16 protein-coding genes are annotated in these 19,097 nt (G+C 65.6%); 14 read left to right on the plus strand and 2 right to left on the minus strand.

Annotated features, from left to right (window positions below; genetic code table 11):
• The first annotated feature begins 267 nt into the window (after nt 1–267).
• From QX051_RS12920 to QX051_RS12970, 11 genes are all read left to right on the plus strand, one after another.
• Complete coding sequence (locus QX051_RS12920) at nt 268–1,101, plus strand: universal stress protein (RefSeq protein WP_315776381.1); 834 nt, start codon at nt 268–270, stop codon at nt 1,099–1,101.
• Nucleotides 1,102–1,138: 37 nt separating this feature from the next.
• Nucleotides 1,139–1,564 (plus strand): HPP family protein, encoded by a 426-nt coding sequence (locus QX051_RS12925; RefSeq protein WP_315737147.1) that lies wholly within the window; start codon nt 1,139–1,141, stop codon nt 1,562–1,564.
• A 215-nt stretch (nt 1,565–1,779) separates the two neighbouring features.
• A complete protein-coding gene (gene ccoN / locus QX051_RS12930) occupies nt 1,780–3,426 on the plus strand; it encodes a cytochrome-c oxidase, cbb3-type subunit I (RefSeq protein WP_315737148.1) in 1,647 nt (548 codons plus the stop codon).
• Between the two features lie 10 nt (nt 3,427–3,436).
• Complete coding sequence (gene ccoO, locus QX051_RS12935) at nt 3,437–4,171, plus strand: cytochrome-c oxidase, cbb3-type subunit II (RefSeq protein WP_315737149.1); 735 nt, start codon at nt 3,437–3,439, stop codon at nt 4,169–4,171.
• A 17-nt stretch (nt 4,172–4,188) separates the two neighbouring features.
• Nucleotides 4,189–4,353, plus strand: a complete 165-nt coding sequence (locus QX051_RS12940) for a cbb3-type cytochrome c oxidase subunit 3 (protein WP_315715702.1) — start codon at nt 4,189–4,191, stop codon at nt 4,351–4,353.
• A 6-nt stretch (nt 4,354–4,359) separates the two neighbouring features.
• Nucleotides 4,360–5,232 carry a cytochrome-c oxidase, cbb3-type subunit III gene (gene ccoP / locus QX051_RS12945; RefSeq protein ID WP_315776382.1) on the plus strand — a complete coding sequence of 291 codons (873 nt, stop codon included), beginning with the start codon at nt 4,360–4,362 and terminating at the stop codon, nt 5,230–5,232.
• A 112-nt stretch (nt 5,233–5,344) separates the two neighbouring features.
• Nucleotides 5,345–6,826, plus strand: coding sequence for a cytochrome c oxidase accessory protein CcoG (gene ccoG, locus QX051_RS12950; protein WP_315776383.1), 1,482 nt, complete (start codon nt 5,345–5,347; stop codon nt 6,824–6,826).
• 15 nt (nt 6,827–6,841) lie between these two features.
• The gene (locus QX051_RS12955) at nt 6,842–7,342 is read left to right on the plus strand and encodes a FixH family protein (protein WP_315776384.1); all 501 of its coding nucleotides are present in this window, start codon (nt 6,842–6,844) and stop codon (nt 7,340–7,342) included.
• A 13-nt stretch (nt 7,343–7,355) separates the two neighbouring features.
• On the plus strand, nt 7,356–9,557 hold the full coding sequence (locus QX051_RS12960; RefSeq protein ID WP_315776385.1) for a cation-translocating P-type ATPase: 2,202 nt from the start codon (nt 7,356–7,358) through the stop codon (nt 9,555–9,557).
• On the plus strand, nt 9,548–9,733 hold the full coding sequence (gene ccoS, locus QX051_RS12965; RefSeq protein WP_315737154.1) for a cbb3-type cytochrome oxidase assembly protein CcoS: 186 nt from the start codon (nt 9,548–9,550) through the stop codon (nt 9,731–9,733). Before QX051_RS12960 ends, ccoS begins: the two co-directional genes overlap by 10 nt.
• Before the next feature lie 590 nt (nt 9,734–10,323).
• The gene (locus QX051_RS12970) at nt 10,324–12,447 is read left to right on the plus strand and encodes a HAMP domain-containing methyl-accepting chemotaxis protein (RefSeq protein WP_315776386.1); all 2,124 of its coding nucleotides are present in this window, start codon (nt 10,324–10,326) and stop codon (nt 12,445–12,447) included.
• Nucleotides 12,448–12,604: 157 nt separating this feature from the next.
• Here the strand turns inward: QX051_RS12970 and glgA are convergent, their stop codons facing one another.
• The gene (glgA, locus tag QX051_RS12975; protein ID WP_315776387.1) at nt 12,605–14,020 is read right to left on the minus strand and encodes a glycogen synthase GlgA; all 1,416 of its coding nucleotides are present in this window, start codon (nt 14,018–14,020) and stop codon (nt 12,605–12,607) included.
• Between the two features lie 340 nt (nt 14,021–14,360).
• Between glgA and QX051_RS12980 the strand changes: the two genes are divergently transcribed.
• The 3 genes from QX051_RS12980 to QX051_RS12990 all read left to right on the plus strand — a co-directional run bounded on the left by QX051_RS12980 (nt 14,361) and on the right by QX051_RS12990 (nt 17,931).
• Nucleotides 14,361–15,428 (plus strand): CaiB/BaiF CoA transferase family protein, encoded by a 1,068-nt coding sequence (locus QX051_RS12980; RefSeq protein ID WP_409998093.1) that lies wholly within the window; start codon nt 14,361–14,363, stop codon nt 15,426–15,428.
• Nucleotides 15,429–15,657: 229 nt separating this feature from the next.
• Nucleotides 15,658–16,725: an alcohol dehydrogenase gene (locus tag QX051_RS12985; RefSeq protein ID WP_315776388.1), complete on the plus strand. Its 1,068-nt coding sequence runs from the start codon at nt 15,658–15,660 to the stop codon at nt 16,723–16,725.
• Between the two features lie 126 nt (nt 16,726–16,851).
• Nucleotides 16,852–17,931, plus strand: a complete 1,080-nt coding sequence (locus QX051_RS12990; RefSeq protein ID WP_315776389.1) for an isocitrate/isopropylmalate dehydrogenase family protein — start codon at nt 16,852–16,854, stop codon at nt 17,929–17,931.
• 117 nt (nt 17,932–18,048) lie between these two features.
• Here QX051_RS12990 and QX051_RS12995 read toward each other — a convergent pair whose 3' ends face one another.
• Entirely contained in the window at nt 18,049–18,870 is an 822-nt protein-coding gene (locus QX051_RS12995) for an enoyl-CoA hydratase (protein ID WP_315737160.1), read from the minus strand.
• Nucleotides 18,871–19,097: the final 227 nt, after the last annotated feature.

Here is a 19,097-nt window from a genome sequence, read left to right on the forward strand (position 1 = left end):
AAGCCTTTGATCGATTCGCCGTTGTTCGATTCGCCGTTATCGCCGCAGCCGGGAGGCCGACCACCGCGGTATCCTATACCAGATTGCGCCCCTGCAACCCGGCCCGACTTAAACTTTGGTTCGACAATTCAAGGCTTTCTCCGATCGTGGGCCGGGTTCCAACGGTGTCCTGCCGCCCGTGCTTTACCGCCGCACCTTGATCTATCTCATCACGGCAGGTGATTTCACCTCTAAGAGCTGCATGGAAGCAATGTTTGGAGAGACGGGATGACGTTCGCGACTGTGATGGTGAGCCTTGCGCTCAGTCAGCCGAATGAGGCCCGCCTTCAGGTCGCGGCCGACCTTGCGGCGCGCTTTGACGCAGGTGTCATCGGCGTGGCGGCTGCGGAATTCGCGCCGCCGCTCTACTTCACGACCGGCGAGCAGGCGCAGGATCTGATCGAGCAGGGCGAGGCCGCGCTGCGGAATCGACTGGCCGAGCTCGAACAGCAGTTCCGCACCGCCGTTGGTGACCGGGCTGCGTCGTTGAGCTGGCGCGGCGCTGTAGATTTTCCCGCGCGCCATGTGCTGGCGCAGGCCCGTGCCGCCGACATTCTCGTCACCGGCAGCGTGCCGCCCGGGATGTCCGATGCGTTCGCGGTCGCCAATCCCAAGGATCTCGTCATGCAGGCCGGGCGCCCGCTGCTCGTGGTGCCGGACAACGCCAGTTCGCTCGATCTTGGGACCGTGCTGGTGGCCTGGAAGGAGACATCGGAGGCGCGCCGGGCCCTGACCGATGCCCTGCCGCTGCTCGCCAAGGCGAGTGGCGTCGTGGTCGTCGAGATCCTGGAGACCGCCACGGAATATGACGCCTGCGCAGCGCGTCTTTCGGACGTGGTCGCATGGCTCGGCCGTCACAAGATCGTCGCATCGGCGCGCGTCGCGGAGCCGGGGCAGGGACGGAACGTTGTGGCCACGCTCGACGCCGTCGCCGCCGATCTTTCGGCAGGCCTCGTGGTGGCCGGCGCCTATGGCCATTCCCGGTTCCGCGAGCTCGTGCTCGGCGGGGTTACCGAGCATCTGATGACGCGCAGTGAGCGTTGCGTTCTGCTGTCGCACTGAAATTCGACCCGCTCCATCCGAGAACAGGATTGCCGCCTTGTACAGATTTCTCGAGGAAACCGCCGGCAACTACATGACGCGCAACGTCACGACCGTGAGCCGGGAGACGACGATCCGCGAGCTCGGCGAGATGTTCGACCGCGACGATTTCAACACCTACCCCGTCGTCGAGAACGACGAGGTGATCGGCATCGTCACCAAGTTCGACGTGCTGAAATGCTTTGCCTTCACGCCGAATCAGATGCTGCCGCGCTACAGCGACCTGATGAACCGGACGGTCGCCGACGTGATGACGTCCGAGTTCATCTACGTCAGGCCGGATACGAAGCTGACGCGCGTGCTGCAGCTGATGGTCGAGCATCGCATCCGCAGCCTTCCCGTGACCGATGCCGACAACCGCGTGGTCGGGATCGTCGCCCGCGAGGACATCGTGCGAGCGCTGGCGGCTGCCGCCAAGGATTGAGCGCGGCGCGCTGAGTCCGAAGCCTGCTACGAACGTCTAATGACGGCCGGCATGCATCGCTGCATGCCGGCCGTCGCCGTGTCTGCGACCGAAACCGCGTCGTCGTGCAACACTCCGCCTGTTTACCGGCGAACCGGTCGCAAAGTTGATTTCGATCAATTCCACGTGTGAACGATTGTGGTTGCTGGGCTCGTGTTCTTTCAGCGAGATTCCGCATGAGCGCGTCCTCATCCACAAAATCCATGACCATCGGCGAAAGTGGCTTGTCGCTCACTTTTGCCGTCACCGCCTTCCTGTGCGTCTTCGCTGCGGCGAAGGCACTGGATACGGCCTTCGCGTTCCACGCCTCGCTCGCGGCTGCCGCCAGCGCGGCGTCCGTCTTCTTCATCCTCAACCGCTACTTCGAGCGCGGCGAGTTGCCTCCGCAGGAGATCAATGGTCGGCCGAACTACAATCTCGGTCCGATCAAGTTCGCCTCGTTCATGTCGATGTTCTGGGGCATCGCCGGCTTCACGGTCGGCCTCATCATCGCCTCGCAACTGGCCTGGCCCGCGCTGAACTTCGACCTGCCGTGGACCAGCTTCGGCCGCCTGCGGCCGCTGCATACCTCGGCGGTGATCTTCGCCTTCGGCGGCAACGTGCTGCTGGCGACGTCATTCTACGTCGTGCAGCGGACCTGCCGCGTGCGCCTCGCCGGCGATCTTGCGCCCTGGTTCGTGGTGATCGGCTACAACTTCTTCATCCTGATCGCGGGCACAGGCTATCTGCTCGGTGTCACCGAGGGCAAGGAGTACGCCGAGCCCGAATGGTACTCGGATCTTTGGCTGACGATCGTCTGGGTGGTCTACCTGCTGGTCTTCCTGACGACGATCATCAAGCGCAAGGAGCCGCACATCTTCGTGGCGAACTGGTTCTATCTTGCCTTCATCGTCACGATCGCGGTTCTGCACCTCGGCAACAACCCGGCGCTTCCGGTGTCGCTGTTCGGCTCCAAGTCCTACATCGCCTGGGGTGGCGTGCAGGATGCGATGTTCCAGTGGTGGTATGGCCACAACGCGGTCGGCTTCTTCCTGACCGCCGGCTTCCTCGCCATCATGTACTACTTCATCCCGAAGCGGGCGGAACGGCCGGTCTATTCCTACCGGCTGTCGATCATCCACTTCTGGGCGTTGATCTTCCTCTACATCTGGGCCGGCCCGCACCATCTGCACTATACGGCGCTGCCGGACTGGACGCAGACCCTGGGCATGACCTTCTCGATCATGCTGTGGATGCCCTCCTGGGGCGGCATGATCAACGGCCTGATGACCCTGTCGGGAGCGTGGGACAAGCTGCGGACGGACCCCGTGCTGCGCATGCTGGTCGTCTCGGTCGCCTTCTACGGCATGTCGACCTTCGAAGGTCCGATGATGTCGATCAAGGTGGTCAACTCGCTCAGCCATTACACCGACTGGACCATCGGTCACGTGCACTCCGGTGCGCTCGGCTGGGTCGGCTTCGTCTCCTTCGGCGCGCTGTACTGCCTGGTGCCGTGGATCTGGAACCGCAAGGGTCTCTATAGCCTCAAGCTCGTGAACTGGCACTTCTGGACGGCCACGCTGGGCATCGTGCTCTACATCTCCGCGATGTGGGTCTCGGGCATCCTGCAGGGTCTGATGTGGCGGTCCTACACGGCGCTCGGCTTCCTCGAATACTCGTTCATCGAGACCGTCGAGGCGATGCACCCCTTCTACATCATCCGTGCCGCTGGTGGCGCACTGTTCCTGATCGGCTCACTCATCATGGCCTACAATCTCTGGATGACGGTCCGTGTCGGTGAGGAAGAAGTTCAGTCGCCCGTCGCCCTTCAGCCGGCGGAGTGAGGTATCAACCATGTCTTTCTGGCAACGACACCAAGTCTTCGAGAAGAACTCGATCATCCTGGTCATCGGCATCCTGCTGGTGATCGCGATCGGCGGCCTCGTCGAGATCACTCCGCTCTTCTACCTGAAGAGCACGATCGAGGCGGTCGACGGCGTGCGTCCCTATACGCCGCTCGAGCTGGCCGGCCGCAACATCTACGTCCGCGAGGGCTGCTATCTCTGCCATTCGCAGATGGTTCGTCCGCTGCGCGACGAAGTGGAACGCTACGGCCACTTCTCGCTCGCCGCGGAGAGCATGTACGACCATCCGTTCCAGTGGGGCTCCAAGCGTACGGGTCCTGACCTCGCCCGCGTCGGCAACAAGTACTCCGACGACTGGCATGTCACCCACCTGACCAACCCGCGCGCCATCGTCCCGCAATCGATCATGCCCGGCTATCCCTTCCTGAAGGAGACCGAGCTGAATGCCGACAACGTCGCCGATCACCTGAAGACGCTGCGGGCGGTGGGTGTGCCCTACACCGACGACCAGATCGCCAACGCCGCCACCGACCTCAAGGCGCAGGTCGATCCGGACGGTGCCGGTGCCGAGGCGCTCACCAAACGCTATCCGAAGGCGGTGGTGCGCAACTTCGACGGCAAGGCGGGTGCGCCGACCGAGATGGATGCGCTGGTAGCGTACCTGCAAATGCTCGGCACCTTGGTCGACTTCAAGATCTACAACGAAAAAGCCAATCTGCGCTGAGATCAGAGGCGAACATCATGAAGCCCATCATTGCAGTCGAAAACATCGCGTCGTCACTCGTGACGACGCTGTGGACCCCGATCTTCGTCGCGATCTTCATCGCGATCGTGACCTATGCCCTCTGGCCTCGCAACAAGGCCGCTTTCGACGAGGCGGCGAGCATGCCGTTGCGGGAGGATTAATTCATCATGGCTGACCATACCGAAGTCGACAGTGTCTCCGGCACCCCCACCACCGGCCACGCCTGGGACGGCATCAAGGAGCTCAACACCCCGCTGCCGCGGTGGTGGGTGATCACCTTCTACATCACCATCGTCTGGGCGATCGGCTACTGGATCGTGTATCCGGCCTGGCCGACCATCTCCAGCAACACTCAGGGCCTGTTCGGCTACTCGTCCCGTGCGGACGTGGCGGTCGAGCTTGCCAATCTCGAGAAGATCCGCGGCGCCAAGATGGCGGCGCTCGCGACCGCCTCGCTCGCCGACATCGAGAAGGATCCGGCGATGCTGGCCCTGGCGCGTGCCAAGGGCAAGACTGTGTTCGGCGACAATTGCGCCGCCTGCCACGGGACCGGCGCGGCCGGCGCCAAGGGCTTCCCGAACCTGAACGACGACGACTGGCTGTGGGGCGGCTCGCTGGAGCAGATCCAGCAGACCCTGCTGTACGGCGTGCGCTCGGGTCACCCGAAGACGCGTGAGGGCCAGATGCTCGCCTTCGGCAAGGACGGTGTCCTGAAGCCGGCGGAGATCGTCACGGTCGCCAACTACGTTCGGGAGCTGGCGGGCCTGCCGACCCGGCCGGGTTATGACGCCAAGGCCGGCGCCAAGGTCTTCGCCGAAAACTGCGCGGCCTGCCATGGCGACAACGCCAAGGGCAATCCGGACCTCGGGGCGCCGAACCTGACCGACAAGATCTGGCTCTACGGTTCCGACGAGGCGACCCTGATCGAGACCATCACCAACGGTCGCGCCGGTGTCATGCCGGCCTGGGAGGGCCGTCTCGACCCGACCACGATCAAGGCGATGGCCGTCTTCGTCCACTCGCTGGGCGGAGGAAAGTAGCGGAAATCCAACGGAACCTTTCCTTCAATTGAGCTGGATCAACTGCGCGGCCGGAGGTGGGAATACCTTCGGCCGCAACTACGAGAAGACTCCCAGCCATGACCCGCCAGCCATGAACCAGACGGTAAGACCGGACGACCTGAAGCCTCAGGACCTGCAGCCGGTGGACGATTACGGTCCGCTCTATGCCGCGCACAAGAAGGTCTATCCACAGAGCGTCTCAGGAACCTTCCGCCGGATCAAATGGGGCCTGATGGGCTTCTGTCTCGGTGTCTATTATTTCCTGCCGTTCGTGCGCTGGAATCGCGGCTTCGGCGCGCCCGACCAGGCGGTGCTGATCGACTTCCCGAACCACCGCTTCTATTTCTTCTTCATCGAGCTATGGCCGCAGGAGGTGTATTACTTCACCGGCCTCCTGATCATCGCCGCCATCGGCCTGTTCCTGATGAACGCGATCGGCGGCCGCATCTGGTGCGGCTATCTGTGCCCACAGACAGTGTGGACCGACCTGTTCTACGCGGTGGAGCGCCTGATCGAGGGCGACCGCCGCGAGCGCATGAAGAAGGATGCCTCCGGCGACCCGATGAAGCTGGAGCGGATCTCGGAGCTCGTGCTCAAGCATTCGATCTGGCTGATGATCGCGTGGTGGACCGGCGGCGCCTGGGTGCTGTATTTCAGCGATGCGCCGACGCTCGTGAAGGATCTCATCACCTTCCAGGGGCCGATGCTCGCCTATGTCTGGATCGCGATCCTGACCGCGACGACCTACACGCTCGCCGGTTTCATGCGCGAGCAGGTCTGCGTGTATATGTGCCCGTGGCCGCGCATCCAGGCGGCACTGACCGATGAATGGGCGCTCAACGTCACCTACCGCTACGACCGCGGCGAGAGCCGCATGTCGGTCAAGAAGGCCGCCGAATTGCGCGCGCTCGGCCAGCCGGCCGGCGACTGCATCGATTGCAGGCAATGCGTGGCGGTGTGCCCGACCGGCATCGACATCCGCGACGGCGCCCAGATGGACTGCATCCAGTGCGGCCTCTGTATCGACGCCTGCGATACCGTCATGACCAAGATCGGCCGCCCGACGCGGCTGATCGGCTATGACAACGACATCAACATCCATCGCCGGCAGGAAGGCAAGCCGCCGATCTACAAGCTCGTGCGCCCGCGGACCATCGTCTATGCCGCGATCATCGCCGCGGTCGGCGGTGCCATGGCCTACAAGCTCGCGACCCGGTCGCTGCTCGAGGTCAACGTGCTGCACGATCGCAACCCGATTGCGATCAAGCTGTCCGACGGCTCGATCCGCAACGCCTATACGGTGCGCGTCCTCAATAAGCACGGCTTCGATCGCGTCATCGCCATCGACATCGAGGGGCCCGTCAATTCGACCGTTCACGTCGTCGGCGCCGACTCCGTCACGCCGGACCGACCGATGATCGTGGTCGGCCGCGACCAGACCGAGGAGCTGCGCCTCCTGGTGACCGCGCCCGAGGAGAGCAATCCTGCGAAGTCCATCCCGGTGAAGTTCCACGTGACGGATATCGGTCTCGGCGTCGTCGCCTCCGCCACCGACAATTTCGTCAGCCCGTAAGCAAGGAGCCTGTCAATGGCCAGCCGTTCCAATCCTTCTTTCCAGCTGACCGGAGGCATGGTGCTCGCGATGCTCCTCGCCTTCTTCGGGACCGTGATCGGCGTCAACGTCTACATGATGAAGATGGCGATCTCGACCTTGCCGGGCACTGAGGTCGACAGCGCCTACAGCGCCAGCCTCGGCTACGAGAAGGAGATCGCGGCGGCGCGCGCCCAGGAGGCGCGGCGCTGGCAGGTCGAGGCGCATATCGAGCGTGGCGCCGGAGGCGCGGCCATTCTGCAGGTCAACGCGCGCGACGCGAGCGGCAATCCCGTCTCGGGCCTGAGCTTCCAGGGCCGGCTCGAGCGTCCCGCCGACAAGCGCGCGGATCAGGAGGTCGCGCTCGCCGAGGTCGGCATCGGCATCTATCGCGGCACGGCGGAGGCGATCGCGCCGGGCCAGTGGGACCTCGTGCTCGAAGGCGATTCCAGCGGCCGACGCCTGTTCATGTCGAAGAACCGCGTGCTGCTGAACTGAAGGGATTTCGATCATGCATGCGACGCGTGACTTCTCTCACTACGTCAAGGATCTCGGGGCAGGGCTGAAGCATATCGACCTCGCGGTCGAAGGCGTCAGCTGCGCCGGCTGCATGGCCAAGATCGAGCGCGGCCTCTCCGCGCTGCCCGACGTGACGCTGGCGCGCGTCAATCTCACCGACCGCCGCGTCGCGCTGGAATGGAAGCAGGGCACGCTCGATCCGGCCAAGTTCATCGATCGGCTCGCCGAGCTCGGCTACAAGGCCTATCCGTTCGAGAAGGCGAGTGCGGAAGCCACCGAGGCCGAGGAGTCGCGCTTCCTGCTGCGCTGTCTTGGCGTCGCGGCGTTCGCGACCATGAACGTGATGATGCTGTCGATCCCGGTCTGGTCCGGCAATGTCAGCGACATGCTGCCCGAGCAGCGCGACTTCTTCCACTGGTTGTCGGCCGTGATCGCGCTGCCGGCTGCGGCCTATGCCGGCCAGCCGTTCTTCCGCTCCGCCTGGCGTGCCTTGAAGACCGGTAACGTCAACATGGACGTGCCGATCTGCATCGGCGTGATCCTGGCCTTGGGCATGTCGATCGTCGAGACGTTTCATCACGCCGAGCACGCCTATTTCGACGCCGCGATCATGCTGCTGACCTTCCTGCTGGTCGGCCGCTATCTCGACCAGAACATGCGGCGGAAGACCCGCGCCGTCGCCGGCAATCTGGCCGCGCTGAAGGCGGAGACCGCGACCAAGTTCATCGGCCCCGACGAGATTTCGGAGGTGCCGGTCGCCGCCGTTCGCGCCGGCGATCTGGTGCTGCTGCGTCCCGGCGAGCGCTGCGCGGTCGACGGCGTGGTCGTCGAGGGCCGCTCCGAGATCGACCAGAGCCTGATCACCGGCGAGACGCTCTACGTGCCGGCCGAGCAGGGCACCGCGGTCTATGCGGGTTCGCTCAACATTTCCGGCACGCTGCGCGTCCGGGTCTCGGCCGCCGCCGAGGGCACCTTGCTCGCCGAGATCACGCGCCTGCTCGACAACGCGCTGCAGGCCCGCTCGCGCTACATGCGGCTGGCCGACCGCGCCTCGCGGCTGTATGCGCCGGTGGTGCATGCGACCGCAGCGCTCACCGTGCTCGGCTGGGTGCTGATGGGGGCGAGCTGGCACGACGCCATCGTCACCGGCATCGCCGTGCTGATCATCACCTGTCCCTGCGCCCTCGGGCTCGCGATTCCGACCGTGCAGACCGTGGCGTCTGGCGCGATGTTCAAGTCCGGCGTGCTGCTCAATGCGGGCGATGCGATCGAGCGCCTCGCCGAGGCCGATCACGTCATCTTCGACAAGACCGGCACCTTGACGCTGCCGGAGCTCGAGGTCGTCAACGCCGCCGACATTCCTGCAGACGTGTTCGCACTGGCCGGCCAGCTCGCGCTGTCGAGCCATCATCCGGTGGCGGCGGCGGTGGCCCAGGCTGCCAATGCGCGTTCGCCGCTGATGGGCGCGGTCGAGGAGCCGGGGCAGGGTGTCCGCGCCGTCGTCGACGGCGTCGAAATCAGGCTGGGGCGTCCGGCCTTCTGCGGCGCGGAGGCGCTGGTTGCGCAGACCAGCAGCGTCGATCCCGAGGCTTCGGTGGTTGCCTTCAGCCGCGGCGATAGCAAGTACCTGTTCTCGGTGCGCCAGGGCCTGCGCCCTGACGCTGCCAAGATCGTCGCCGGCCTGCAGCGGCGCGGCATCAAGGTCGAGATCCTCTCGGGCGATCGCGAGGCGGCGGTGGCCGCGGCCGCCATGGCGCTCGGCATCAGCGAGTGGCGCGCCGGCGTGACGCCGGCCGACAAGATCGCGCGCATCGAGGAGCTGAAGCGGGCCGGGGTCAAGGTCATGATGGTCGGCGACGGCATGAACGATGCGCCGTCGCTCGCCGCCGCGCACGTTTCGATGTCGCCGATTTCGGCCGCGCATCTCAGCCAGGCCACCGCCGATCTCGTCTTTCTCGGTCGTCCCCTGGCGCCGGTGCTGGCCGCGATCGACTACGCGCGCAAGGCGCTGCATCTGATGCGGCAGAATCTGTGGCTCGCGGTCGGCTATAACGTCCTGGCGGTGCCGCTTGCGATCAGCGGCGTCGTCACCCCGCTGATCGCGGCAGCCGCGATGTCCGGCTCATCGATCATCGTCATGCTGAATGCGCTGCGTGCCCGCAAGGTGGCTGGGGAGGCCGTGTCATGGAAGTGATGATCATTCTCGTTCCGCTCGCTTTGGCGCTCGGCCTTGCCGGTCTGGTCGGCTTTCTCTGGTCGCTGAAGAGCGGCCAGTACGACGATCTCGAAGGGGCGGCTTGGCGCGCGATCGCCGACGACGATGAGCAGGCCCCGCCGGCTCAATCCGAGCCCGCGCCGAGCCGGTCCTGAACGCCCGGCAGCGTCAGCCAACGCGCCAGACATCCCGCGACCGCGAGCGCGGCGGCGATGCCTGCTCGGCGCAGTTGCTGGCGATGGTCTCGCCCTGCTGAACGAAGATCAGCGTCGCTATCGATAGGCAGGCGCTATCATCGCGATTGGACAACGGCATTTCTCAAGCAGCGCAGGCCGCGCGTGCAATGCGAACGCCCGATGACGGGCGACGGCATTCATGAGGACGAGAGCCACGAGCCGCCCGTGCCAACATCCTGGAGCGCAGGCCCTGGTCGGGCGAGCACGATCCGCTCTCCGGCGAGGTGTTACGCGATTCGTCGGTGACGCTCGCAGCGGCTGCGGAGTAGAGGGGCCGATGAGCTGAGTCGATCCGATTAGTGCGGCATCTCGGCATTCCGATACCGCTCGGATCAACTCAGTTTAAGGGATTAGTCGCCATTCGTTCTTAATCATTATGGCGCGGCGGCGTCGCCGCGATCCTTGTTTGCCGACCGTGCGAAGACGTCGCCGGAGGGCCGCTGCGCAAGCGCGTATCGGCCGATGCGAGCGTGACCGGCCGGGCAGCGGTATTTGATTGGGATTGGCCAATGTCCGAACGCGCGGTGCTGCAGAATGAGACGGTTGAGCCGGAGACCGGTGCGGTCAGCCTCAAATGGAAAATTCTCGCCGGCAATCTGCTGACCGGCTTCTTCGCGATGGCCTTCGCCTTTGCGCTCGCGTGGAGCGGGTGGGGCGACTTGCGCAAGCGCGAGCAGGCGGCCCGGGTTCTGGACGCCTTCGAGCTGGCACTGAAGGTCAATGCGCAGATCCCGCTCGAGCGCGGCCAGTGGAATCTGCTCGCGGCGGCCGGGTCCGCGTCGGCGGATGATGTCGCCAAGCTCGACAAGGCCATCGCCACGACGGACGAGTCGCTGGTCCAGGCCAAGACCGCCGCGCAAGTAGCGGGACTGCCGACCACCAATCTCGATGCCGCAGCGACGACATTGCGCGGCGTCCGTTCCGCGGCGCGCAGCGCGGCACCGCTTCCGGCCGCGCAGCGTCCGGCGAACATCCAGGCGACGACCACGGATGGCCTCGGTCGCGCGGCCGAGTCTCTGAATGCCGCCATCGACGAGTCCGCGATCGAGCTGTCGCGGGCCGGCGGCGAGATCGAGAACCTGTTGCCGTCGGCCCAGCTTGCGCAATTGGCGCAATCGATGCGCACGATCAACGGCGCGCGCTCCGCCGTGTTGCGCTTCTTCATCCAGAACACCAGCTGGACCCCGGCGCGTCTTGCCGAGGTGACCGAGCAGAGCGGACAGGTGACCCTGCTGTGGCAGCAGATCGAGCTCGCGGCGCGCAGCGTTCGCAATACGCCGGAAGTGTCCGCAGCGCTCGAGCACGTTCGCACGACCCTGATGGGCGCGGGCGAACAGCGCTACCGTCAACTCGTCACGGCGGGGCGCGACGGACAGCCGTCGCCGGTCACGGCGGAGGAGTGGGGCCGCTGGACGACGCCGATGCTGAACAACGTCATCGTGCTGCGCGATGCTGCGCTCAAGTCCGCGCATCAGGCCATCGATCAGGCCATCGGCGCGGCGCGGCTGCGGCTGTTCATCGCGCTCGGCGTTCTGCTGCTGGTGGCAATCGTGTCGGTCGCCGTGGTCATCGGCATCGTCCGTGGCGTCGTCGGCCCGCTGGTCGGACTGACCGGCGTGACCCTGCGGCTCGCCAATGGCGAGCTGAGCGCCGACATTCCGAACGAGTCCCGCAAGGACGAGATCGGCGCGATGGCGCGCGCCCTGAAGATCTTCAAGGACGCGCTGATCGCCAAGAAGGCCTCGGACGAGGCCGCGCAGCGCGACGCGCAGGCGCAGATCGACCGGGCCCGGCGGCTGGATGCGCTGACGCGCAACTTCGAGTCGACGATCGCCGACATCGTCAACACCGTGTCGTCGGCGGCCTCGGGCCTCGAAACGTCGGCGGATATGCTGACAAACACCGCCAACCGCTCGCAAGAGCTCAGCACGGTGGTGGCGGCTGCGTCGGAGGAAGCTTCCGCCAACGTTCAGTCGGTCGCCTCCGCCACCGAGGAGCTCTCCTCGTCGGTGACCGAGATCAGCCGTCAGGTCCAGGCGTCGGCGCGCATGGCCGGCGACGCCGTGCAGCAGGTGCGCCAGACCAATGGGCGCGTCGCCGAATTGTCGCAGGCCGCAGCCCGCATCGGCGACGTCGTCGAGCTCATCAACAGCATTGCCGGACAGACCAATCTCCTCGCACTCAACGCCACCATCGAGGCGGCGCGCGCGGGCGACGCCGGGCGCGGTTTCGCGGTGGTCGCGACCGAGGTCAAGGCGCTGGCCGAGCAGACGGCGAAGGCGACCGAGGAGATCTCGCAGCAGATCTCAGGCGTGCAGGCCGCGACGCAGGAATCGGTGAATTCGATCCAGGCGATCAGCTCGACGATCGAGCGGCTTGCCGAGATCGGCGCGGCCATTGCGGCGGCGGTCGAAGAGCAGGGGGCTGCGACGCAGGAAATCTCCCGCAACGTGCAGCAGGCCGCCCACGGCACCCAGCAGGTCTCGTCCAACATCACGGACGTGCAGCGCGGCGCCTCGCAGACCGGCTCGGCCTCCGCCGAGGTGCTGTCATCGGCCAAGTCGCTCGCCGGAGATTCCAACCGGCTCAAGCGCGAGGTCGGCAGCTTCCTGGAAGCGGTCCGCGCAGCGTAAGAAGCCCGCCTTTCAAGCGCACAAGAAAAAGCCCGGACGACGTCCGGGCTTTTGTTGTTTGACCGTAGCCCGGATGAGCGAAGCGATAACCGGGGCCTGTTCGACAGGATGAGATGAACCTGGATGTCGCTTCGCTCATCCGGGCAACGGGAGCGGGCTACGACGCCAGCATCTTCCGGTACAGCGCGTTGTAGCAGGCGGCCGACAGGTTCCAGCTGAACGAGCGTGCCATCGCCGACAGCCGCATCTCGTTCAGCCGCTCGGTGCTGGTGAACGCCGAAAACGCGCGCTTCACCCCGCCGAGGAAGGATTCCGCCGACGGCTTCTCGAACAGGAATCCGGTCTCGCCATCGGTGATGGTCTCGGCGAGGCCGCCGGTCTGGTGGCCGATCGGCAGCGAGCCGAAGCGCTGGGCATACATCTGACTCAGGCCGCAGGGCTCGAAGCGCGACGGCATCAGGGTGAAGTCGCTGCCGGCGAAGATGCGCCGCGCCTGCGCATCGTTGAAGCCAATGGCGACCCCGATCGCGTCCGGCCGGCGGCGGTGAGCCTCCAACAGCGCGTGCTCGATGGCGGGCTCGCCGGTGCCGGTGACCACGATCTGGCCGCCGGCGCCGACGATCTCGTCGGCGGCTTCCAGCACCAGGTCGATGCCCTTCTGATGGACGAGGCGCGCGACGATGCCGAACATCGGACCGCGCGACACGGCGAGGCCGAACTGCTTGCGGACGTAGTCGGCGTTGGCCTTCTTGCCCTTCCAGTCGCCGGCGGCGAAGGGCTGCGCCAGCTGCTGGCAGTAACGGGGATCCCAGCTCTCGTCGATGCCGTTGAGAATGCCGGTCAGCTCATGGGCGTTGGAGCGCTGCCGGAGCAGGCCCTCCAGCCCGCAGCCGAGCTCCGGCGTCGTGATCTCCTGCGCATAGGTCGAGCTGACCGTGGTGAGATGCGACGCATAGACCAGGCCGCCCTTGAGAAAGGACAGCTTGTCGTAGAACTCCAGACCGTCGATGTGGAACGAGGATTCGGGGGCGCCGATCCGGCGCAGCGACTCGCGCGGGAACAGGCCCTGATAGGCGAGGTTGTGGATGGTCAGGATCGAGGGAACCTCGACCCCGCGCCATGCCAGATAGGCCGGCACCAATGCGGCCTGCCAATCGTTGGCGTGCACCAGATCGGCTGCCCAGTTCTCATCCAGCGTGCCCGCCGCCAGCTCGGCAGCGGCGGCGGCGAGACGGCCGAAGCGGATGTCGTTGTCCGCCCAGTCCTGCCCGTTCTCGTCGCCGTAAGGATTGCCCGGACGGTCATAGAGCTCGTCGCAGAGCAGGACGTAGACCGGCAGGCCGTCGCGGGTCGAAGACCGTCCCAGCGCGCAGGCTGGCATCTCTGCCAGAGGAGCGCATTGGCCGACGATCTCGATGTGCGTGAGTTGCTCGATCACGTCCCGGTAGCCGGGCAGCATGATCCTGACGTCGGTGTGTGAGCGTAGTGCCCGGGGAAGTGCCGCCGAAACGGCAGCCAGTCCGCCCACCCGGACGAAATCGTCCATTTCGGTCGTAACGAACAGAACCCGCAAGAGATGTCCTCGATCAAGCCCCATGTTCGTCCTATGCAAGAAAAGGTCCAAATTCAGTCGTGAAGAAAAGCGTCGCCCCACCGCGGCGGAAGGCCAAACGCTTTCGACATCGAATGGTTCGAACTAGACTCCCCGCGCACCGCATCCGATGGCTTACGCTTCGTGAATCGGCGAAGAGGAAGTGGATCATGCCGGCATCGGCGTGCGGAAAAGAGAACTCCACCAGGGAGCTGCGCTCGTGAGTCTAGTTGGAAACGATGAGAGCCGTTTGACAGGATGCTTCGCGGGGCTGCGCGTCCTGGATTTTTCGACCACGATCGCCGGCCCGCATTGTGCACGCATGCTTGCAGACATGGGTGCGGAGGTGATCAAGATCGAGTCAGCTGAAGGTGAAACGATGCGCATCCGGCCTCCGATGCGCGGCGGCTGCTCCACCGCCTTCGGTCAGCTCAACGTCGGCAAGAAGAGTGTCGTGCTCGATCTGAAATCGCGCGATGGCGGCGACGCGGTGCGTCGGCTCGTCACAGGTGCCGACATCCTGGTCGAGAATTTCCGCCCCGGCGTGATGCAGCGGCTCGGGCTCGACGATGCGACCTTGCGCAAATTGAACCCGCGGCTGATCTACTGTTCGATCTCCGGCTACGGCCAGACCGGCCCCTCGGCGGAACTCCCGGCCTATGCGCCGGTGATCCACGCGGCCTCGGGCTATGACATGGCGCATCTCGCCTACCAGCCCGGGCGCAGCCGGCCTGACTATTGCGGCATCTATCACGCCGACGTGGTGACGGGGACCTATGCCTTCGGCGCCATCGCCTCCGCCCTGTATCAGCGCGAGCGCACCGGCCGCGGCCAGCACATCGACTGCTCGATGCTGGAATCGATGCTGAGCCTGACCTTGAACGAGATCCAATGGTCGCAATTTCCCGTCGCGCAGCCGTCGCGGCCGACCTTTGGCCCGGCGGAGTGTCGCGACGGCTTCGTGATGATCGCCATCGCCAGCGAGAAGACGTTCCAGAACCTGATGACGGTGATCGGACATCCGGACTGGGTCGATGATCCCAGATTCGCAAAATATTCCGACCGGCGGGCAAACTGGGGCGCGCTGATGGATGGCGTCGAGGCCTGGTCGCGCCGGCTCAACGTCGCCCAATGCCTGGAGGCATTGAACGCGGGCGGCGTGCCCAGCTCGGCCTACCGCAGCGTGGCCGATGCGCTGGCTGATCCGCAGATCGCGCATCGTGGCGCGCTGGCCGACGTGGAGGATGCCGCCGGGACCTTCAAGGTCGTCAACCTGCCGTTCCGGATGTCGGAGGCAAAGGTTGCGGCGGGCCCGCGGGCTGCAAGCCTCGGAGAGCACACCGTGGAAATCCTGCGGGGGGCTGGCGTAAGCGACGCTGCAAAACCTTGAGCTCGTGAGCCAAACCGCTGCAGGGCTGCCATGACCGCACATGCTGCGCGCAGCCTTGCCGCTCCACGTGTTTCCAGCCAATGTCGCGATATCGCAAGAACAGTCCGGACCAGCCGGACGCGCTCATGCCGGGAGGAGGTCCAAGGCGACGTTGCCGCGCGCAGCCTCGCCGCTCGTCCCGTCGATGCGCCGTCCGGGCCCGCCCGCATCGGACTACGGGAGTGAAAGCATGAAGAGCTTCAAGGTCACCGATTTCAATGCACCGCTGACCGAGGTCGACGAGCCGACACCGCAGCCCTTCGGCAAACAGGTGCTGATCAAGGTGAAGGCGGCCGGCGTCTGCCATAGCGATCTGCACATCTGGGAAGGCGGCTATGATCTCGGCCACGGCCGCAAGCCGCTGTCCCTCAAGGATCGCGGCGTGTCGCTGCCGCGGACCATGGGCCATGAGAGCGCCGGTGAGATCGTGGCGTTCGGGCCCGAGGTCACCGAAGCCGAGAAGGGCGGGCTGAAGGTCGGCGACGTCGTGCTGGTCTATCCCTGGATCGGCTGCGGCAAATGCGCCACGTGCCTTGCCGGCGACGAGAACATGTGCCTGAAGCCGGCCTCGCTCGGCGTCTATTGCGATGGCGGCTATGCCGACCACATGACCGTGCCGCATCCGCGCCACCTGATCGACCTCAAGGGGCTCGATCCGGTGACGACCGCGCCCTACGCCTGCTCGGGCGTGACGACCTACAGCGCGCTCAAGAAGGTCGAGAAGGATTTCGACACGCCGATCGTGATCTTCGGCGCCGGCGGGCTCGGGCTGATGGCGCTGTCGCTGTTGAAGGCCATGGGCGGCAAGGGCGCGATCGTGGTCGATATCGACGCGCGCAAGCGCGAGGCCGCGTTGGCGGCCGGCGCGCTGGCGGCGGTCGACGGCAAGGCGCCGGACGCGCTCGAGCAATTGAACAAGGCCGCAGGCGAGCCGATCCGGGCCGTCATCGACCTGGTCGGCAATGCCGCCACCGCGCAGCTCGGCTTCGACTGCCTGACAAAGGGCGGCAAGCTGGTCATCGTCGGCCTGTTCGGCGGCGGTGCGCCGTGGGCGCTGCCGCTCATTCCGATCAAGGCGGTCACCATCCAGGGCAGCTATGTCGGCAATCTCCGCGAGACGAAGGAGCTGCTCGACCTGGTCCGCGCCAAGAACATCGCGCCGATCCCGGTGACGCCGATGCCGCTCGCCAAGGCCAACGATGCCCTGCGCGAGCTGCAGAAGGGCCAACTCGTCGGCCGCGCCGTGCTGACGCCGTAACTCCCAGCCACTCCCGTCATTGCGAGGAGCGAAGCGACGAAGCAATTCAGAGTCTCAACCTGAGCCCTGGATTGCGTCGCTTCGCTCGCAATGACCGAGCTAACTCACTCGTATTGCGAAGAAAACATGCCCTCCACCAACGCACTCCACATCGCAGTCCTTCCCGGCGACGGCATCGGGCCGGAGGTCATGGCGCCAGCGCTCGAGGTGCTGCGCAAGGTCGAGGCCAGGGCCGGCCTGTCGTTCCGTTTCACCGAGGCCCAGGCCGGCGCCACCAACTATCTTGCGACCGGGGTCTCGATCGCCGACGCCACGATCCGGCTGTGCGAGCAGGCGGACGCGATCCTGCTCGGCGCCTGCGGCCTGCCGTCGGTGCGCTATCCCGACAACACCGAGATCGCGCCGCAGATCGAGCTGCGCTTCCATTTCGATCTCTATGCCGGCGTGCGGCCGGCGCGGCTGATTCCGGGCGTACCGAGCCCGATCGTCGGCGCCGCCGAGCACGGCATCGACTTCGTCGTCATCCGCGAGTCGACCGAGGGCCTGTTCGCCTCGATGGGCAAAGGTGTGGTGACACATGAGGAGGCGCGCGAGACGCTCGTCATCACCCGCAGGACGTCCGAGCGGCTCTTCAACTTCTCCTTCAAGCTCGCCGCCCGCCGCAAGGATCGCGGCCGCTCGGGGACATTAGCCTGCGTCGACAAGGCCAACGTCTTCAAGGCCTTCGCCTACTTCCGCAAGATTTTCGACGAGGTCGCTCAGCTTCATCCGGATGTGAAGGCAGATCATCTCTACGTCGATGCGTGCGCGTTGATGCTGGTGAAGCGCCCCTGGGATTTCGACGTCCTGGTCACCGAGAACATGTTCGGCGACATCCTCTCCGATCTCGCCGCCGGCCTCGTCGGCGGCATGGGCATGGCGCCCTCGGCCGACATCGGCGACCGCCATGCGGTGTTCCAGCCCTGCCACGGCACGGCGCCCGACATCATGGGGCAGGGCAAGGCCAACCCGACCGCGATGATCCTGTCGGCCGCGATGATGCTGGACTGGCTAGCGGACACCCATGGCATCGAGGGCGCAGCCGAGGCGTCCCAGCGGATCGAGCAGGCCGTCGACCAGGTCTATGCATCCGGCCTCAAGCCGTTCGAATTCGGTGGCGATGCCGGCACGATCGACGTCACGAAGGCGGTGCTGGAGGCGCTTTAGAGCATGATCCGGAAAAGTGGGAACCGATTTTCCGAAACGATCATGCTCAAACAATGAGAGACAGGATCATAGAGACAGGATCATGATGCGTTTTCTTGGAAACGCATCATGATTTAATTAGCGTCCCTTGAAGGCCGGCTTGCGCTTCTCCATGAAGGCGCGGCGGCCCTCGCGGAAATCCTCCGAATCCATGCAGGCATCGCCAATCCGCTTGATCGCGGCTGTGTCGCGGCGGCTTTCGTCCTTCAGCACTTCGGCGATGGTGATCTTGGCGGCCTTAACCGCCAGCGGCGCATTGCCGGCAATGGTGCGGGCGATCTCCAGCGTGGCCGGCAGCAGCTCGTCGATGCTCATCATCCGATCGACGAGGCCGATCCGCAGCGCCTCCGCGGCATCGATCCGCAGGCCCGTATAGAGCAGCAGCCGCGCCTGCGACGGGCCGACCAGGGACACCAGATTGCGGAGGCCGTCGTAACCGTAGGCGATGCCGAGCCTGGCGGCGGGGATGCCGAACTGGCTGTCCGCGGCGGCGAAGCGCATGTCGGTCAGCATCGCGATCTGCAGGCCGCCGCCGAGGCAGAAGCCGCGGATGCAGGCGATCGTCGGCTTCGGGTAGCCGGCGAGCAGCGCCCGCTGGGCGGCGCTTCGCTCGGCATAGGCCTCGGAGGCTGCGGCATTGTGGCGGCTCTGCTCGAACTGGCTGATGTCGGCGCCGGACACGAAGGCCTTGTCGCCGGCGCCGGTCAGCACCACGACCCGGATCGCCTCGTCGTCGCGCAGCGCCACCAGCGCCTGGCCGAGCCCCTCCCACATCTCCAGCGACATCGCATTGCGTTTGTCCGGGTTGTTGAAGGTGATGATGCCGACGCCATCGCCCGCTCTGGTCATGAGGATCTTGTCCCCGGCGAAGGTGGTGGGGAGCTCGGAGATGATCGGCATGGAGGGTCCGTCGGCAGGAGGGCAGGCGGCCGGTATCGTTCACCGCGCCGGTGACGGCGTCAATGTGGGTTCAGGACATGATGGGCAGGCAAGGGACGTCCGGGCCGATGCTCTCGACCTGTGCACGGATCGTCCAGGAGAGAACGCGAGCCCTTCACGATCAGCGTCGGCCGGACGGGACCGAAACGCCGGCATGCCGCCACTTCCTATGACGGCAGGGGAGCACG

The organism is Bradyrhizobium sp. SZCCHNR1053 (genome assembly GCF_032381235.1).
GTDB lineage: Bacteria > Pseudomonadota > Alphaproteobacteria > Rhizobiales > Xanthobacteraceae > Bradyrhizobium.

Bases quoted from the DNA above. Each gene is read 5' to 3' on its own strand.
- QX051_RS12920 (WP_315776381.1), top strand. From the start codon at position 268: ATGACGTTCGCGACTGTGATGGTGAGCCTTGCGCTCAGTCAGCCGAAT.
- ccoN (WP_315737148.1), top strand. From the start codon at position 1,780: ATGAGCGCGTCCTCATCCACAAAATCCATGACCATCGGCGAAAGTGGC.
- ccoG (WP_315776383.1), top strand. From the start codon at position 5,345: ATGAACCAGACGGTAAGACCGGACGACCTGAAGCCTCAGGACCTGCAG.
- QX051_RS12955 (WP_315776384.1), top strand. From the start codon at position 6,842: ATGGCCAGCCGTTCCAATCCTTCTTTCCAGCTGACCGGAGGCATGGTG.
- ccoO (WP_315737149.1), top strand. From the start codon at position 3,437: ATGTCTTTCTGGCAACGACACCAAGTCTTCGAGAAGAACTCGATCATC.
- QX051_RS12970 (WP_315776386.1), top strand. From the start codon at position 10,324: ATGTCCGAACGCGCGGTGCTGCAGAATGAGACGGTTGAGCCGGAGACC.
- ccoS (WP_315737154.1), top strand. From the start codon at position 9,548: ATGGAAGTGATGATCATTCTCGTTCCGCTCGCTTTGGCGCTCGGCCTT.
- QX051_RS12995 (WP_315737160.1), bottom strand. From the start codon at position 18,870: ATGCCGATCATCTCCGAGCTCCCCACCACCTTCGCCGGGGACAAGATC.
- QX051_RS12985 (WP_315776388.1), top strand. From the start codon at position 15,658: ATGAAGAGCTTCAAGGTCACCGATTTCAATGCACCGCTGACCGAGGTC.
- QX051_RS12990 (WP_315776389.1), top strand. From the start codon at position 16,852: ATGCCCTCCACCAACGCACTCCACATCGCAGTCCTTCCCGGCGACGGC.
- QX051_RS12980 (WP_409998093.1), top strand. From the start codon at position 14,361: ATGCTTGCAGACATGGGTGCGGAGGTGATCAAGATCGAGTCAGCTGAA.
- QX051_RS12940 (WP_315715702.1), top strand. From the start codon at position 4,189: ATGAAGCCCATCATTGCAGTCGAAAACATCGCGTCGTCACTCGTGACG.
- ccoP (WP_315776382.1), top strand. From the start codon at position 4,360: ATGGCTGACCATACCGAAGTCGACAGTGTCTCCGGCACCCCCACCACC.
- QX051_RS12960 (WP_315776385.1), top strand. From the start codon at position 7,356: ATGCATGCGACGCGTGACTTCTCTCACTACGTCAAGGATCTCGGGGCA.